This window comes from Mucilaginibacter sp. PPCGB 2223 (assembly GCF_001705515.1).
Lineage (GTDB): Bacteria > Bacteroidota > Bacteroidia > Sphingobacteriales > Sphingobacteriaceae > Mucilaginibacter.
This window is the reverse complement of record NZ_MDJS01000004.1, coordinates 328,545-345,446: the sequence shown is the minus strand read 5'-3', so window position 1 is coordinate 345,446 and position 16,902 is coordinate 328,545. Positions and strand designations below refer to the sequence as shown.

The 16,902-nt window shown below is 43.5% G+C and carries 18 protein-coding genes; 11 read left to right on the top strand and 7 right to left on the bottom strand.

Translation table 11 applies throughout. The annotated features are described in order from the left end of the window. The gene (locus tag BEL04_RS19890) at window positions 1-2,793 is read right to left on the bottom strand and encodes a tetratricopeptide repeat protein (RefSeq protein ID WP_175404120.1); all 2,793 of its coding nucleotides are present in this window, start codon (window positions 2,791-2,793) and stop codon (window positions 1-3) included. A gap of 159 nt (window positions 2,794-2,952) precedes the next feature. On the opposite strand from BEL04_RS19890, the gene BEL04_RS19885 reads away from it, so the two are divergent. The 8 genes from BEL04_RS19885 to atpG all read left to right on the top strand — a co-directional run bounded on the left by BEL04_RS19885 (window position 2,953) and on the right by atpG (window position 8,829). After that, window positions 2,953-3,183, top strand: a complete 231-nt coding sequence (locus BEL04_RS19885) for an AtpZ/AtpI family protein (RefSeq protein WP_066006769.1) — start codon at window positions 2,953-2,955, stop codon at window positions 3,181-3,183. After that, window positions 3,180-3,563, top strand: a complete 384-nt coding sequence (locus BEL04_RS19880; protein WP_066006767.1) for a hypothetical protein — start codon at window positions 3,180-3,182, stop codon at window positions 3,561-3,563. The genes BEL04_RS19885 and BEL04_RS19880 overlap by 4 nt, the downstream gene beginning before the upstream one ends. A gap of 19 nt (window positions 3,564-3,582) precedes the next feature. Then, on the top strand, window positions 3,583-4,758 hold the full coding sequence (gene atpB, locus BEL04_RS19875; RefSeq protein ID WP_066006765.1) for a F0F1 ATP synthase subunit A: 1,176 nt from the start codon (window positions 3,583-3,585) through the stop codon (window positions 4,756-4,758). Window positions 4,759-4,797: 39 nt separating this feature from the next. Then, window positions 4,798-5,004 (top strand): F0F1 ATP synthase subunit C, encoded by a 207-nt coding sequence (gene atpE / locus BEL04_RS19870; RefSeq protein ID WP_066006763.1) that lies wholly within the window; start codon window positions 4,798-4,800, stop codon window positions 5,002-5,004. Between the two features lie 83 nt (window positions 5,005-5,087). Further along, window positions 5,088-5,600 (top strand): F0F1 ATP synthase subunit B, encoded by a 513-nt coding sequence (gene atpF, locus BEL04_RS19865; protein WP_066006761.1) that lies wholly within the window; start codon window positions 5,088-5,090, stop codon window positions 5,598-5,600. Between the two features lie 84 nt (window positions 5,601-5,684). Further along, complete coding sequence (gene atpH, locus BEL04_RS19860) at window positions 5,685-6,239, top strand: ATP synthase F1 subunit delta (RefSeq protein WP_066006759.1); 555 nt, start codon at window positions 5,685-5,687, stop codon at window positions 6,237-6,239. Window positions 6,240-6,272: 33 nt separating this feature from the next. Beyond that, a complete protein-coding gene (gene atpA / locus BEL04_RS19855) occupies window positions 6,273-7,847 on the top strand; it encodes a F0F1 ATP synthase subunit alpha (protein WP_066006757.1) in 1,575 nt (524 codons plus the stop codon). A gap of 88 nt (window positions 7,848-7,935) precedes the next feature. Next, the gene (atpG, locus tag BEL04_RS19850) at window positions 7,936-8,829 is read left to right on the top strand and encodes an ATP synthase F1 subunit gamma (RefSeq protein ID WP_066006756.1); all 894 of its coding nucleotides are present in this window, start codon (window positions 7,936-7,938) and stop codon (window positions 8,827-8,829) included. Between the two features lie 69 nt (window positions 8,830-8,898). On the opposite strand, the gene BEL04_RS19845 is transcribed toward atpG, so the two are convergent. The 4 genes from BEL04_RS19845 to BEL04_RS19830 are packed head-to-tail and all read right to left on the bottom strand — an operon-like array spanning window position 8,899 to window position 12,105. After that, window positions 8,899-9,522 (bottom strand): hypothetical protein, encoded by a 624-nt coding sequence (locus BEL04_RS19845; protein WP_066006754.1) that lies wholly within the window; start codon window positions 9,520-9,522, stop codon window positions 8,899-8,901. 29 nt (window positions 9,523-9,551) lie between these two features. Then, on the bottom strand, window positions 9,552-10,247 hold the full coding sequence (locus tag BEL04_RS19840; RefSeq protein ID WP_066006752.1) for a uracil-DNA glycosylase family protein: 696 nt from the start codon (window positions 10,245-10,247) through the stop codon (window positions 9,552-9,554). After that, window positions 10,247-10,747 carry a GNAT family N-acetyltransferase gene (locus tag BEL04_RS19835; RefSeq protein WP_066006747.1) on the bottom strand — a complete coding sequence of 167 codons (501 nt, stop codon included), beginning with the start codon at window positions 10,745-10,747 and terminating at the stop codon, window positions 10,247-10,249. Before BEL04_RS19835 ends, BEL04_RS19840 begins: the two co-directional genes overlap by 1 nt. Then, a complete protein-coding gene (locus tag BEL04_RS19830; RefSeq protein WP_066006745.1) occupies window positions 10,744-12,105 on the bottom strand; it encodes a hypothetical protein in 1,362 nt (453 codons plus the stop codon). Before BEL04_RS19830 ends, BEL04_RS19835 begins: the two co-directional genes overlap by 4 nt. Window positions 12,106-12,277: 172 nt before the next feature. Between BEL04_RS19830 and BEL04_RS19825 the strand changes: the two genes are divergently transcribed. The 3 genes from BEL04_RS19825 to BEL04_RS19815 all read left to right on the top strand — a co-directional run bounded on the left by BEL04_RS19825 (window position 12,278) and on the right by BEL04_RS19815 (window position 15,002). Further along, complete coding sequence (locus BEL04_RS19825; RefSeq protein WP_066006743.1) at window positions 12,278-13,402, top strand: ATP-grasp domain-containing protein; 1,125 nt, start codon at window positions 12,278-12,280, stop codon at window positions 13,400-13,402. Window positions 13,403-13,595: 193 nt separating this feature from the next. Beyond that, window positions 13,596-14,732, top strand: a complete 1,137-nt coding sequence (locus BEL04_RS19820; protein ID WP_066006741.1) for an XrtY-associated glycosyltransferase XYAG1 — start codon at window positions 13,596-13,598, stop codon at window positions 14,730-14,732. Window positions 14,733-14,813: 81 nt separating this feature from the next. Then, window positions 14,814-15,002, top strand: a complete 189-nt coding sequence (locus BEL04_RS19815; protein ID WP_066006739.1) for a hypothetical protein — start codon at window positions 14,814-14,816, stop codon at window positions 15,000-15,002. A 65-nt stretch (window positions 15,003-15,067) separates the two neighbouring features. On the opposite strand, the gene BEL04_RS19810 is transcribed toward BEL04_RS19815, so the two are convergent. Next, window positions 15,068-15,883: a patatin-like phospholipase family protein gene (locus BEL04_RS19810; protein WP_066006737.1), complete on the bottom strand. Its 816-nt coding sequence runs from the start codon at window positions 15,881-15,883 to the stop codon at window positions 15,068-15,070. Continuing rightward, complete coding sequence (gldB, locus tag BEL04_RS19805) at window positions 15,858-16,898, bottom strand: gliding motility lipoprotein GldB (RefSeq protein WP_066006735.1); 1,041 nt, start codon at window positions 16,896-16,898, stop codon at window positions 15,858-15,860. Before gldB ends, BEL04_RS19810 begins: the two co-directional genes overlap by 26 nt. Window positions 16,899-16,902: the final 4 nt, after the last annotated feature.

Sequence of the window (16,902 nt, the reverse complement as noted above, 5' to 3'; positions counted from 1 at the left end):
TTAATAATGTTTTTGATAAAAATCGTAATAATTATCGATTGTTTTCTTGTCGGCTAATTTATCCAGATTTTGCTGGGTGATAATAAAAAAGTTGTATTTGTCGGCCGGCACGGTCATAATTTCGGGCAAAAGCGGTACAATGGCTCGGGCATAAGCCTTTACTGCTGCCAGGTTGGTAAAACGGCCGACATAGATCAACTGGTTCTCGTTAGCCGGTTTTAACTGGTGCCTGATGCTGTTATCGGTATAACGCCCGCGGTTAAACTGCCCGATGCCAAAGCGCGACGAGGCCATGTTTACCTTATTGGTGTTTACGTTAATTACAAAATAGTAATTGGTACTGTCAGCCATCCCCGCTGTATAGATTGACAGCGTTTCTTTAACAATTACCGGTGGTTTGATGGTAGCGCTGTCCGTATTCTTAACAACCGGGTTTGCTACAGGCGGAGTGCTAACCGGTGGTGTAACAGGTTTATTTATTACAGGATTATTGTTAGCCGGCGGATTTTGCTTTACCACCTGCGGCTTAGGCTGTGCCTTGGGCACCGCCGGGGTATACGGATTAACATAGGCCGGTTGCTTTTGCATAAACGGCAGTACCTCGTTAGGGTCGGTATCTACCAAAACTACTTCGCGGGCAGCAAGGTCGCTCTCGTTGGCAGCGATAAAAGCCTGATGTTGTTTAACCAGTGGCGTGATGAGTCTATCGTCAGGGAACTTGCTGACGATCTCATCCAGTTCGGTTTTAAACGGATCGAGCTTTTGCCGGTGACCCATAGCAATGGCACGCAGGTAATAAACCTGTGCTAAAAAAGCACTGCCCGGGAACTGCTCTATCACTGCGTTTGCTTTAGTGACAGCCTCTGTGTATTTGCGTTTAACGATCAGATCAAACAGATCGGTATACGATGAGGTAAAAGCCGCGTTCTGGTCGTTCAGCTTCTGGTTATAATCCGGGTCGAGGATAACTTTGGCAAAATTGCTTTCGGCATAATTTTTCAGGATCAGGTCTTTATAATAGTCAGATTTGGCTTTGTCGATATCGCTGTAAAGCCTGTACAGGTTATAATAAACCGATGGTTTATTCACCGTATTAGGGAAGCGCTGTAACAGCAGTTCGAATATGCCGATGGCTTCCTTGTTATCTTCCAGTACATCGCGGTAAAAATTGGCGATATCCAGGTACGCGTTATAAATTTTAGTGTTCGATAAGGTCAATTGCGCTGGTGTAAGCGGTACATTCTGAGCCAGATCGTTCTCCAACTTGGTTAAAGCAGGGTTTGCCGCCGGTTTGGCTACCTGGTCGGGCGATGCGGTAGTATTCTGTTGGGCGATGGCCGCTACCGAAGGATTAGTAGTCGTATTATTATTCGATTGTACGCTGCGCCGCCAGTTATCCGTTAATGGCCGGTTGCCCCATATCCGTTTAAAATCGGTATAGCCCTGGGCTACGGCCTGGGTGTTATAAAAATAAAAATTGCCGGTTGCATTAAGGCCGCCACCTTGCTGGGACTGTTGCCGTACCGACGCGGTTTGTACGTTTTTGCTGGCTGTGGCTATAGCCTGCTGTTGTAATAAGGTACCGGATGCTAAGGCGGTGATTTTGGCTGCGCGATCTTTTTCATTCAGCTTAGCCAGCATTTGTAAAGTATCCTCGCGGGCAATGGTTTGGAGCCTGTCGGCCAGCAGTTGCAGGTTATCGGCCTTTTTCCGGATGGTTTGATAGCCCGGGTAGGTGGGCGACAGGTTAGTGAGCGTACTGTCGTAATATTTCTTAGCCGTAGCGTAATCGGCTTTGTTTTTAAAATTGATATCGGCAACGCGCAGGTACGACAGACCTTTTTGATCTTGATTCTTGGTGCTGTTGCGTATCGATAGCTGATAATTTTTGATAGCCTCGTTATAATTGCCCTGGGCGAGATAGATCTCACCTATCTGGTAGTAAATCTGGTCGATAAACTCTTTGTTGTTCTCGTTCTTCAGCAATTTGCGTAAACGGTCGATGCGGGTTGTTTTATCGCCGGCCTGGGTATCCTCAATACGTATCTTGTTCAGGCTGGCATTAAAAGCCATCTCGAACGAGGCGTTGCTGTTCATTACCCTGCTGTAATTTTTAACGGCCTCGGCAGGTTTATGGTTAAGCTCCTGTAATTGTGCGAGGATGAATGTCCAGCGCAATTTATGGTTAATATCCCTGCTGAAATGGACAGCCTGTGCCGCCATCGCCTCGGCATCTGCGTATTTTTCTGCATAGATATCATATTGCAGTTTGGTAGCATATACATCGGCAGTGTGCTGTTCTTTCGGGAAGATGTTTTGTAGGGCGGTATCCAGTAACGTATCCGCTACAGCCAACTGGTCGGTATGCATCAGCGCACGAGCTTTCCACACGCGGGCTTCCTGTACCAAATCGCGGCTTTTAGGGTAGGTACGTATCACATAACTAAAAAACTCTATGGCGTTGTAATAGTTATACTGCAAAAAGTTGGCTTTGCCCAGCAGCATGTATGCATCAGGTATATAATGGCTTTGTTCCTTCTCTGCGATGAGCGTGTTGCCGCGTTCGATAACGCTCGTGAGCGCTTTGTCCGCCGCCGGGCTTTTGGCGGCGGTATCCTGGTAAACGCTGAGCAGCTGCCCGTAATTATCCACATAGTTCAGCGCCATGGTTTCCTGATGCTGGCGCAGCACTTCGTTGGCATTGAATAAAATATTGTACCTGGCCGTCAGGTTCTGCATCATCCGGTTAAAACCGCTTTCCTTTTCGAGGTTACAGGCAGCAAATAATAACACCGGCAGCAAATAGCCAAGGTTTTTATAAAGGGTAGATGATGTAAGCCTCAAAATGGTATCCCGATTTTTAACAGATAACGTTAATACAAAGATATCTGATATATTAATTGTTGGGCCAATTTACTACACATTATTCAAATTGATTGATATTTTTGCACGATGGCAGAGCTTGAACCCGAAAATAACGGCGACGTTAAAAATAACGCCAATAACTATGCAAAGTATAGTTCGGTGGTTTTCCAGATGGCGGCCGTGATCGGCCTGTTCACCTACGCGGGGTATAAACTCGATGCATGCCTTAAACACGATGTGCAGTGGATAACCGCGTTGCTGGCCCTTACCGGCGTATGCTTATCTATTTATCTAACCGTCCGGCAGCTCAGTAAATGAAAATTAACAAGTACTACACCTACTTCATCGTATTTAACCTGTTGCTGGCTATACCGCCGGCCATCATCCAAACTTATTTCGCACCGTTAAATCTGATCATCCCTTACTTCTGGCAGTTGTTCGGGCTGTTTGCAGTTTTAACACTAATTATACACTTGCTTAACCATACCGGCTTTATAAAAGGCAGTAAAAATTCGGTAAAAACCTTCCTTGGGGGCACATTCATCAGGTTTATTGTTTTTATGATAGTGATATTGGCTTATACCACTAAAATCCAGATCGATGCCCCGAAATTTATAGGCAATTTTTTTTATCTATATTTATTCAATACAGTGTTTGAAATTTATTGTTTGTTGATTAACTTGCGCAACCAAAATTGAAAGTAGTTTTCTTGCAAGAATGAACAATAAACGCCCTTTTATCGAAAAATTTTTTACGCCAATTGTACTTTTTACGCTTTTTTTAATGTTTGCCGCAGGCAACATTCAAGCTCAAGATACAGTTAAAGCCGTAAAAGACGTTACTGCCGATTCGCTGAAAACAGAAACAAAGGCCGAAAAAGACGAAGATATTTCCGCAGTTATTTTGCACCACATTGCCGATTCGCACGAGTGGCATTTCTGGGGCGAAGGCAAAGATAAAGTAGCTATCCCTTTACCGGTGATATTATACACTAAGTCGGGTTTTGTTACCTTTTTATCGAGCAAACACGAGGAAGACGAAAAAGGCGCCGAGATATTTACCGAGAAAGGCGAGAGCCTGGTTAACTACGAAGGTAAATACTACTACCCGGCCGCTGCCAAGTACGAAAACGGTACTTATGTTAAGGTAGACGAGAACCAAGTGCCGGTTAACGAAAAACCGCTCGACCTGTCGATCACCAAAAACGTTTTAGCCTTATTTATTTCGGTGGCGTTGCTGATGATCATCTTTTTAGGCATTGCCCGTTCGTATAAAAAGAATGTAGGTAAGGCGCCAAAAGGTATGCAGTCGGCACTCGAACCGTTTATCCTCTTCGTTCGCGATGATATTGCGATCCCGCAGTTGGGTCATAAATACGCTAAGTTTATGCCTTACCTGCTAACTGTGTTTTTCTTTATCTGGATCAATAACCTTTTAGGCCTGGTGCCTATTTTTCCAGGTGGCGCTAACCTGACAGGTAATATTGCTTTAACTGCGATGTTGGCTTTAACTACCTTTATCATCACAACAGTAAACGGTAACAAAAGCTACTGGGGCCATATATTTAACACGCCAGGCGTACCATGGTGGTTAAAATTCCCTGTACCGTTAATGCCTGTTGTTGAGTTTATTGGTATATTCACCAAGCCAATTGCCTTAATGATCCGTTTGTTTGCCAACATAACTGCGGGCCACATCCTAGTATTAAGCTTAATTGCGCTTATTGTAATTTTAAAATCGGTGTATGCGTCGGCTTTCGCAATTCCGTTTGCGTTGTTTATCAGTGCGATTGAATTGCTGGTTGGCTTTTTACAGGCGTTTATATTTACAATTTTATCTGCATTGTTTATCGGTATGGCTATTGAAGAGCACCACGCCGATGAGCATCATTAATTTGCATTTTTTTTAACACATATATTAATAATTAGTAAAATGACTGGAAGTATTGCTGGAATTGGTGCCGGTTTAGCTGCGATAGGTGCAGGTATCGGTATCGGAAGTATTGGTGGAAAAGCTATGGAGGGCATGGCCCGTCAACCAGAAGCTGCAAACAAAATTCAGACTGCAATGCTTATTGCAGCTGCTTTCGTTGAAGCGGTAGCATTATTTGCTGTGGTTGTTGCTTTCTTAACCAAGTAATTAAAACTATTAAAACAGGGCTGCCGCGGTTGGCTGCAGTCTTGTTTTTTTACCTTTTACAACACAGACACTAAGTTTTAAAAATGACGATATTATCATTAAACCCATTAGTTAGCCCCGATCCGGGTCTATTTATATGGTCTGCGGTTTCTTTTGCTATCTTGTTTATTGTGTTAAGGGCATTTGCATGGAAACCCATCGTAGCTGCATTGAGCGAGCGTGAGCAATCGATAGAGGATGCTTTGCAAAAAGCTGCTGCCGCTAAAGAAGAAATGGCGCGCTTAACCGGCGAGAACGAAGAGTTGCTGAAACAAGCCCGTGCCGAACGCGACCTCATCCTGCGCGAAGCTAAAAAGATGAAGGACCAGATCGTAGGCGAAGCTAAAGAAACTGCGCAAAGAGAAGGCGCACGCATGATCGAAAAAGCCCGTATCGAGATCGATAACCAAACCGCTATTGCCATGGCAGGTGTTAAAGAACAGGTTGCCACACTTTCGCTCGAGATAGCCGAAAAGATTTTGCGCAAGCAATTCGAGGATCAGAAAAAACAGGAAGAACTGGTTGAGGACCTGTTGAAAAAAGTTAAATTAAATTAAATTGTCAGTGGTCTGTTGTCAGTAGTCAGTTCAAAAAATGGCTAACTCACAACCGATAACCAACAACTCACAACTGTAATAATAATGTCTGAATTAACAGTAGGTTCAAGGTACGCCAAGTCGCTCATCGATCTTGCGATCGAGCAAAATTCGCTCGAGCAGGTTAAAAGTGATATGGATCTTTTTGTGCAAACTTTAAAGGCTAACCACCAGTTGCAAATTGTGCTGAGTAACCCTATTATATCGCACGATAAAAAGATCAACATACTGGATGCCCTTTTCGAAGGCAAAGTAAGTAAAGCAACCATCGGTTTTTTTAAGATCATGATCAATAAAAGCCGCGGTGAAGTTTTATTTTATACCGCACAGGAATTTATTAACCAATACAACGCCAAAAAGAATATCGTTAAAGCTAAAATCGTTTCGGCGGTTGAGCTGTCGGCAGCTAACAAGAAAGCTGTTAGTGAGATAGTAAAGGCAGAAGTTGGCAGTAATTGTGATGTTATACTGGAAACCAAGATTGACCCAAGCCTGATCGGTGGCTTTATTTTAACCGTTGGCGATAAACAAATAGACAACAGCATTGCCAACAGCTTAAAGAAATTGAAGAACGAATTTGCCCACGAGGTAGCTAAATAATTGTAAATAGAACTCTAAAATAAATTTTAAACAATGGTAGAGGTAAGACCAGACGAAGTATCAGCAATTTTGCGGCAGCAGTTGTCGGGCTTTAAGTCAGAATCTGAATTAGAAGAAGTAGGTACCGTATTGCAGGTAGGCGACGGTATCGCCCGCGTTTACGGCTTAACAAAAGTACAATCGGGCGAGCTTGTTGAGTTTGACAGCAACCTGCAAGGTATAGTACTTAACCTTGAAGAAGACAACGTAGGTGTGGTATTGTTAGGCCCATCAGATGGTGTTAAAGAAGGTGATACCGTAAAACGCACCAGCAAGATCGCTTCGATCAAAGTTGGTGAAGGGATGCTTGGCCGTGTGGTAAACACTTTGGGCGAGCCTATAGACGGTAAAGGACCAATTGCAGGCACCACTTACGAAATGCCTTTAGAGCGTAAAGCTCCGGGCGTTATCTACCGCCAGCCAGTTAACGAGCCGCTGCAAACCGGTATCAAAGCTATCGACGCGATGATCCCGATCGGCCGTGGCCAGCGTGAGCTGGTAATCGGCGACAGGCAGACCGGTAAATCGGCTGTTTGTATCGATACCATCATTAACCAAAAAGAATTTTACGAAGCCGGCAAACCGGTTTACTGTATATATGTTGCTATCGGCCAGAAAAACTCGACCGTGGCTAACGTATTGCGTACTTTGGAAGAAAGCGGTGCATTACCATACACTATCATCGTTGCAGCTTCGGCTTCTGATCCTGCTCCGATGCAGTTCTTTGCTCCGTTTGCAGGTGCTGCAATTGGTGAGTTCTTCCGCGACACAGGCCGTCCGGCTTTGATCGTTTATGATGACTTATCGAAACAAGCCGTGGCTTACCGTGAGGTTTCGTTGCTGTTACGTCGTCCGCCGGGCCGTGAGGCTTACCCTGGCGACGTATTTTACCTGCACAGCCGTTTGTTGGAGCGTGCCGCTAAGATCAACGCTTCGGATAGCATCGCACAAGCGATGAACGATTTGCCGGAGTCGATCAAAGGTATCGTTAAAGGCGGCGGGTCACTAACGGCGCTTCCGATCATCGAAACACAGGCGGGTGACGTATCTGCATACATCCCAACTAACGTGATCTCGATCACTGACGGTCAGATATTCTTAGAATCTAACCTATTCAACGCTGGTGTTCGCCCTGCTATCAACGTAGGTATCTCGGTATCACGTGTGGGCGGTAGCGCACAGATCAAATCGATGAAGAAAGTTGCCGGTACCTTAAAGCTGGATCAGGCTCAGTACCGTGAGTTGGAAGCTTTCTCTAAATTCGGTTCAGACCTTGATGCCTCAACTAAAACCGTATTAGATAAAGGCGCCCGTAACGTAGAGATCCTGAAACAAGGCCAGTTTTCGCCAATGACTGTTGAGAAACAGGTTGCGATCATCTATGCCGGTACCAAAAACCTGATGCGTAGCGTGCCAATTAACAAAGTACGTGAGTTTGAGGCTGAATATTTAAGCCAGCTGGAACTGCGTCACCCTGAAGTTTTATCGGCCTTAAAAGCAGGTAAGTTCGACGATCAGTTAACCAGCGTATTAGAAACAGTAGCTAAAGAATTAGCTGGGAAATATTAAGTTTTGGTAGCAAGTATCGAGTATCAAGTAGCAAGATGAAAGTCTGAATACTTGATACTTGATACTAACTACTTGATACTAAAAAAGAATGGCAAATTTAAAAGAAGTAAGAAACCGGATCGCGTCGGTAAGGTCGACACAGCAGATCACCAAAGCCATGAAAATGGTTTCGGCGGCCAAGCTGAAGCGTGCCACCAATGCTATCATCCAGTTAAGGCCCTATGCCAATAAGCTGAACGATATCCTGGCTAATCTTTCTGCAAGTTTAGAAGATGGTTCTTCGCCATACCTGCAGGAGCGCGAGCCGAACAAGGTATTGGTAGTGGTAGTATCGTCGAACCGTGGTTTGGCCGGTGCTTTCAATACCAACGTAATTAAAGCGGCCAACAACATCATCGCCGAAAAATACAGCGCCCAGTTAAAAGCAGGCAACGTATCTATCGTAGGTATCGGTAAAAAATCGCAGGAGTTTTATCAGCGCCGTAAATACAATGTTATCGGTAACAATAACGAGATATTTAACGCGCTTAACTTCGAAAACGTTTCAAAAGTTACCCAATCTATCATGGATGGCTTTTTGAAAGGCGAGTACGATCGTGTTGAACTGGTGTACAACCAGTTTAAAAACGCGGCTGTACAGATTGTTAAAGTTGAGCAATTGTTGCCGGTACCAAAGGCCGACCAAAAAGAAAGCAAAGGCACAACAGCTGCATCTAAAGTCGATTATATTTTAGAGCCATCGAAGGAGGAGATCGTTGAGCAACTGATACCGAAAAATATCAAGATACAATTGTACAAAGCCGTATTGGATTCGCATGCATCAGAGCATGGCGCCCGGATGACGGCGATGGACAAAGCTACCGATAACGCCGGCGAACTTCTGCGTAACTTACGCTTAAGCTATAACCAGGCACGCCAGGCAGCCATCACTACCGAGCTTACCGAGATTGTGAGCGGCGCGGCAGCCTTATCAAGCAACTAATACTATCCGTTATAACCTTAAATGAAAAGCTTCCCGAACCAGGGAGGCTTTTTTTGTTTGGGAGATTTACTATTTGTTATAGAGCCTTAAAGTTGACGCGATATCATTAATTAGCTTTTCCGCTTTATCCATATCCCCAGCTTTTTTAAATAACGGGATATTGATCACCAATACTTGGTTATAACAAACCATAGCACCATATATTTGGCCATTAACAGCATTACCGGCGTTGTTAACGGGCTTTTGGTTAAACGCCCACAGCAGGTATGGTTTAATGCCATTATCTACCCACATTTGTTTGTAATCACTGTATTGTACTTTTAGTTCATTTTTAAAATAGTCCATTTCGTAATAAATGTACCCGGATAAAATATCCTTCTGTTGCTCAAACGTAAGTTTATTTAAATTATATGATGAAGGAATAGAACCAGGAAGCGGTACGATAGACAGTTGAATTGTTATATCATCAGCATTGATAAAGTGTTGATTAGCATCTGTATGCGGATTGGCCATTTTTGCATTTTTAACAACCTTGCCGTTGATGTGAAGCGAGAATGCTTTACCCTTGTCTATAAATGTGCAAGTAGCGCCAGTTTTATCTGGAGTAATAGTATAACTAAATAATCTTTCAGTCTGACTAAATGCGATTGATGAATTTAAAAGAAAAAAGAATGAGAGTAATAATTTATTCATAACAATGGTTTGTGATTTGAGATTGATTATTAGGTGATTCGCCCAAACGCTTCCAAATACTTATCAATATAAAACTGTTTGTTTTTCGATTTATACTGCATAATAAAACGTGGGTGCTCCAAGCTGATGATCTCCTTAAAGAACCCATGCTCCTGGTTAAGCTTACGGATAAACTTTTCGTTTTGCCCGGTGCCGAAACAAAAGCAAAGATCGGTTTCGATGCCCATTTGCAGCTGCCTGTTTAAACTTTCGATCATAAAAGGATAAACAGCTTTGGTTAACTCCGCACTATCGTAGTAGTTGTAATTAACATGCTTACCTAAATTATTTACATTGGTAAAGCCAAGCGGCGAAACAGAGCTGATGTAAATATCATGGTAAAACCTCTCTGGCCCGCCGTAGGCAGCAATCATATCATAAATAAAAACCGATGATGGTTCATGAGTAACCGGGCCTTCGAAGTTGATGCCGCAAGCGCTTTTTAGTCGTTTCGGATCGGTAAACGGCACGCCCGTTTGCCCGGAGCCGAACCTGCCGGGGTTGATGCCCAGGATCAGGTGGCGTGGATGGTTATCGCTATAATACTTTTTGTAGAATTCGGTTGATGCCGTTAACGCAGCCGGGCTTTCCTTAAACGGGTTCATGATGTGGATACCATTCGGAAGATTGCCTTTAAAATTAAGGCTGGTATTAAAGCCAATGATCCGGTCGGCCAGCGTTTTCATCAGATGCGTTTTTCGTAGCAATAGAAACTTAACCCGGGCCGAAAGCTTAACCCGATCTCTCCCGCAAAAACATAACCCATCTTAGGAAACAATGCCTGTGTAGCCTGGTTTTGCGTATTGGTATCTATGCGAAGGATAGGTATACCACGCTCTGCTGCAACTATCTCGGCTTGTTTTAATAAAGCTGCGGCGATGCCCCTGCCGCCAAATTTTGGGTGCACGGCAAGCCGGTGCGTAACTATGGCGGTTTCGTTAATATCCCAGCCAACGTGGGCGTATTCGGGCGATTGATCAGTAGTTATCGCAGTTATGCCTGCAATCGTACCGTCAATAACGGCAACCCATAATTGCTTGAGGGCGATGTCTTTTTCAAAAGCTTCGGGATTAGGATAAGCACTATCCCATTGAAAGTTTCCGGCGGCCTGCATAACAGGTACCACGGCGTTTATAACCTGCATAATGGCAGGTATATCGGTAGTAGTAGCTAAGCGGATGATCATGGTTCGGTATATGGTGGATTTGCCGGCGGCCGCTTCAGTATCTTCTCGTTAAAAAAGTTCTTCATCTCAACTACACCCAGGACAATGATGCCCCGTAACGAATAATCGAGGTGCTTGCGCAAGTGGTAGTAGCCAACAGTCAGCCCTGCAATAGTAGCACAAAATACGGCTATCACGATGCCATAAACACTTTTTAACAGCGACACTGCTACAAATGCTGCTATGATGTTGACCGTACCCATGGTAATCACCTTGTACAGGTTGATCTTAGGCTGGTGAATAATATCGAGCGTAACCCCGTTAAACCTGTCGATGGGGTAGAGGATGGCAATAAACATCATAATACGTAAAATATTAGGCGCCTCGGTTGTCAAATAACCTTTGCCCCCCAATATCCAGATGCCCAGGTCGGCAGCAAAAAAAGTAATAATGGCCATGGGGATAAAGGCGAGGGTGAGCATGCCCGGGTATTTTTTGCTTACAAAAGTTAAATGATACATATTGTTGTTGTTATAGGCCGTCGCCATGGCGCTCATGCCTGTGCCAACAAAGCTGCGCAGCGGTATCTCAACAGCTTCCATCAGCTTGGTGCCGATGGTATAAACCGCCAGTGCCGGAGCGCCCAGCAAACTGATGGTTATTTGCCCGTTGGCCATCCCGAGCAAATAGGAGCTCATGTTACTGGCGAGGCTAAACTTGCCAAAATTAAATAACTCCATAGTAGTGCTGCCGGTGCGCTTAAATAAGGTTACAAACCTGGAGTAACCAAGTACCATGCATATAAAACTTGTCAATACGTTGGTGAGAAAATTAACCAGCAAAAGGTTCTGCAGCGTAGCCTGATGAAAAAAGGCTAAGATGCAGATGGTTAAAATCATGGTACCGTTGTTAACCATACGGAGCCAAAGGATTTTACCGTACTCGTTGTCGGCAACCATTATCCAGAAGGTAACATTAAAAGGCAATGAGCTCAGTACAGTTAAGCCAAGCCATTGTATCAATACTTTTATTTCGAGATTGCTTATCGATCCGATAAAGGGCCACACGGCAAGGTTTACTATCCCCAACAGTCCGGTTACACCTAAAGCTAAAAACCATACCGATCCTAAAACTTCGGCCGCCCGCCCGGTACCGGTGCCGGCATAAAACTTAACCGTGGCTGTGGTTAATAAACCGTTGCGTACCGAATCGGCAAAACCATAGATCATTAAAAAATAAAACCATACGCCCAGATCGCCTTTTTCCATAACGCGGGCCAATACGGCCATCATACCGAAACTAACGCCTGCAATAACAAAATTACCCAGCAATGCCAGCACGTGTTTATTTTTTAGATCGGATAATCGGGGTAATTGCATATGTAGTCCGCGAAAGAATATACGTTAAATTAACAAAGATTATTTAAAATTATAATGCAATTTGGTTTGAATTGTGAAAAATCTGAAGTATTTTGCTGCGAACATTTTTTAACCAGGGCTAAATAATAAACACGCTTATAGTTAAACCAGCAGATAGGTTTACGAAATTTTTATGTATAATGTTTTACTGGCCTCGTTAACGGGCTTTGATTCGACCGCCGAGATCCCATTTATATTCAAAAAAGCCGGTTGCAAAACCGTCGATGTATATTGCAACAGCGACTCCTGGCTCCTTTCAAACAAATTTTATGATAACTGGATTGAAACAAGTGTAGAGCACGAGCCATTTAAAGCAGGGTTGATCAAATTGGTTGAAGAAAAGTTCGATCATTACGATTGGGTAGTAGTATTGGATGATGCATCGGTAAAGCTGATGAACGAATCGATAACCGACGAGCGGTTATTTAAAAAAATACTCCCCTTAACTAAAATCGAGAACCGCGAGATATTATCGTCAAAGCTGGGTTTATCAAACATCTGCAAAAAATACGATATCGTTACCCCCGGCTATGTTAATTATTCGGAAGCTGATGATGCAGAAGCCGCGATAAAAGAACTGAACTTTCCGATATTGCTGAAAGAGGACTACAGTTTTTCGGGGATGGGGATTCAGTACTGCGAAACAGAAGCTGAACTACCTGCATGCCTTGAAAAAGTAAGGGTTAAAAATAACCTGGTATTGCAGGAGTTTATCAAGGGCGAAGACATAGGTGTAGAGGCCCTGTTTAAAGACGGGGAATTGATTACTTACAATTGTGCGGAGGTATTAACTTACATGTACAATAAGTTCTCGTTCACAACCCGCAGGTTGTATTATCAGAGCGATGAGATTGCCGGCCTGCTCAAAAAACTTGGGAAGAGCGTCGGCTTAAATGGGTTTGCCAGCATACAATATGTTTATCATCCCGGGCGCAACAAATACTACCTGATTGAAGTTGATGCGCGGGTAAATGGCTGGATGCCTTATTCGAGATTCACCGGCCATAGTTTTTCGGACGGTATAAAACGTATCATGGCAGGCGATTTTAGCCACGCTCCGGGTAGTAATAAAAATGAAAAAGTAGAGATTGCCATATTTGACAGAGACCTGCGCAGATGTGCAAAGCATAAAGATTTTAAGGGGTTGTTTGCATGGGTTTTTAATTATAAAGGATACTGGCGTTTTATCCCCCTGTACGATATTAAGTTCTTTAAACGAATAGTAACTAAATTATTAAAAGATCTTTTTAAATTGTAAAATAGTAGTTACAATAAAAGGCCATTACCCATAAAAATACCTTTTCACCTCTAAAAACATTGTATTGTTAGCGTATTTAGCGAGGAAATTATATTTAAAATCCCGATACTTGTAGAAGTCCCCTATAATTTTCTATTCTTTAAAAAATCAAATTAATAGTTGGTTATACAATCTTGTTACGTTTTTTATAAAATTGAAAATTCTACATATAGTACCTTGTTATAAACCAGCCTACCGATATGGTGGGCCGATTCAATCGGTAAGTAAGTTATGCGAATTACTGACCGAAAAGGGTACTTATCTGCAAGTGCTTACCACAACCGGCAACGGCCCCGATGAATTGGATGTTGAAACTGAGAAAGAGATCATAGTTGATGGGGTTCCGGTAATTTACTTTAAACGGTATACAAAAAATAACACCTTTATTTCGCCCGACCTGTGGAGGTACCTGTACCGGCACGTTAATGAATACGACATAGTGCACATCCATACCTGGTGGAACATCCTGGTACTGGTTTCGGCAATGATATGTTACCTCAAAGGAGTAAAGGTTATTATTTCGCCACGGGGTATGTTATGCGATTATGTCTTTAACGGCAACAATCGCTTTATAAAAAAATGCATACATGTTTTAATGGGTAAAAGTTTACTGAAACGTTCTCGCTTCCATGCAACTGCTTTAATGGAATACGACGAATGCCAGCAGCGGATACCTGGCTGGGAAGGCTTTATTGTCCCCAATATACTGCCACTAACGGGCCCTCCGGTTCAAAAAAAACAAAACGATGTTTTTACTATAGTCTTTTTATCCCGTATTGATCCCAAAAAGGGGTTGGAGTTTGTTTTCGAGGCAATGGCCAGGTTGCGTGTCGATGTGAGGCTGAAAATTTTCGGTACGGGAAGTCCGGTATACATCGATGAATTAAAAACACTGGCAAAAGATCTGAAAATTGAAGGAAAGATAGCGTGGATGAACTGGCAAAGTTCGGAAACTAAATTTCAGCAATTGATGGAAGCCGACCTGTGTGTCCTCGCATCATATAACGAAAACTTTGGGAATGTGATAGCCGAATCATTGTACATGGGCACCCCGGTACTCATCACGGATATGGTAGGCCTGTCGTCGTTTGTAAAGGCTAACGATTTGGGCTGGGTGGTCCCACTGGATATCAACATCATAACCAATACCATATTGCAGGCTACGCTCGACAATGAAAAGCGGGAACGTATTAACAAAACAGCCCGCCAAATTATTGAAGATAATTTTGCCCAGGAACTATTGATAAATGAATACATAAGGCAATATCGGCTATTGTTAAGCAATCAGTAATTAAATTATTAATTTTTGTAGCGATAAATTATTGGTTTTCGGTAAACATTTCTATTTTTGGGCGTTCAAAAAAATACAACAATGAGTACAAGAGAAGAAGCAAATGCTCCCCGCCATTATCTACTGTTAACTTTTGCCATCGTTATAGGCATGGTAGGTGTTTATCTGCGTTTTGCAGGCGACGCCCGCGGTTGGAACATCGCTTCTAACATTATCCTGGTTATAGGGATCATCGTTGCTTTAAAAGCAGTGTTCACCATAATGAAATAAAGCCCATAGTTTTAAATATTTTAAAGGCGCCGTATTCAACAGCGCTTTTTTTATTTGTGGGCAACCTACTTGTCTTTTTTGCGGGATGGTAAAATAGTTTTGAGCACCTCGTTCCCGTCTAATGCTTTAAGCCCTTCTTCGTAGCCTATCATATAAATATATTCGGCATAATTGGTATCGAATATGCCGTAAGTACCCAGGCCATGTGGCTCAATCACCACATCGCAAAGTTTCTTGTGATTATCGAGGCTTGAATTAATAGCCAGCATGGCTGCACGGTCGACCATCTGCCCAAACGAATGTATCTCGCTAACAGGTGCCAGATGATTACAGGTTACACCGATAATCATATCGCAATTACCTACCAAAGGTTCGACCGGGAAATTATTCAGTATACCGCCGTCAACAAACATGTGCCCGTTAATGATGATGGGCTTAAAAATGCCCGGCAAACAGCACGAGGCCAGCAAACTCTTAACTAACTCGCCCTTGTTAAAATATACCAGCTTACCTTCGCCCAGATCAACCGCCGTAACGGTAATGGGTATTTTAAGTTTGTCGAAATCATTATCGGGGAAATACTCTTTCAACAGGTCTTCAACACGTAGTATCGACAGGAGGCCGGTACTGCCTATTGATGGTCTTAACAATCGCAGGAGGTGGGCATCCTTAATTATTTTTAAAGCCTCCTTGGGCTCGTACCCGGCAGCATAAAATGCAGCCGCTATAGCACCTGCGCTTGTGCCTGATATATGCGAAAATTCGATACCGCGGTCTGAGAGGGCTTGCATTACCCCTAAGTGTGCTACGCCGCGTATGCCGCCACCCGATAAGGCAAGGCCAATTTTCTGAGGGTTATTTGGGTCGGTATTTGGATTCATTCAGTATTTTTTGTGCGTCATCGTCGGCCATTAATTTAGCCAGCGTTACCTCGGGATGTTTGTCCATATATTCCCGTACAATTTGCCAGCCGGTCCAAACGCCCAGCTTAGGCGCCGATTCGTTCTTTTCGCCCAGCCCGGGTGTAAACGGAGCTTCGTTGATGTATTTCTGTATCTTCTGAAAATCTGTTTCGTAAAGTAAGTTATCCTCCAGGAAATATCCCCATATATCGGCTTTAAAATCAGTGCACCACTTTAATTGCTGGGGCGTGTAGCCAATCTTGGTCGAGTCCTCGACGTCGGGCAGGGTCTCATCCATAAAATACATGATCTTGCCGGCGTAGATCATCTTTGAGAGCAACGACCGGTCGTTGTCATTTTCGGGGAACATGTTTTCGCGCACAAAGCCCTCTACCACGCGCGGAGCAATGTTATCGGGGGTAAAGCGCCGCGAAACATAATGCGGGAACGACTCGATAATCGCCGGGTAAAACTTTGAGCTTGCACCCAGAAACATATCCAGCCCGATGCCGAAATAGTTATTGCCGATGGATGTTTGAGCCTTGAAGCCTGAAAAGTAGGCGTAAAAAACCGGCACCCTTACTTGTGGAAAATAGTATTTTATGCGACGAAAAGCATCAGTAAGTTCAGCATTTTGCCTGTCGAGGTTGGGATATACCGAATCGACTTCCTTTTTCAGATCGATATAACCATTATTGCCGAACACGCGGCGAAGCGTTTCGAAGTAAGCTGTATCGCGTGTACTGCCGGCCTCTAAAATGCGTTGTATATAATCATCGTAAAATGCGCCGTATTTTTTTTGCAGGAACTGCGCCTGCGTATACATGGGTTTGGTATGCAGCTGATCGAAATCGGCATCAAACCTGATGATGTGAATATTAACATTGATATTGCTTACATCAACCTTTTTGTGGCGGCTGCAAGCCATCAGCAGTACGGCGATCGAAAAAAAAAGGTAAATTTGCTTCGGAAGATACTGGCGGAATACGGTCATACGA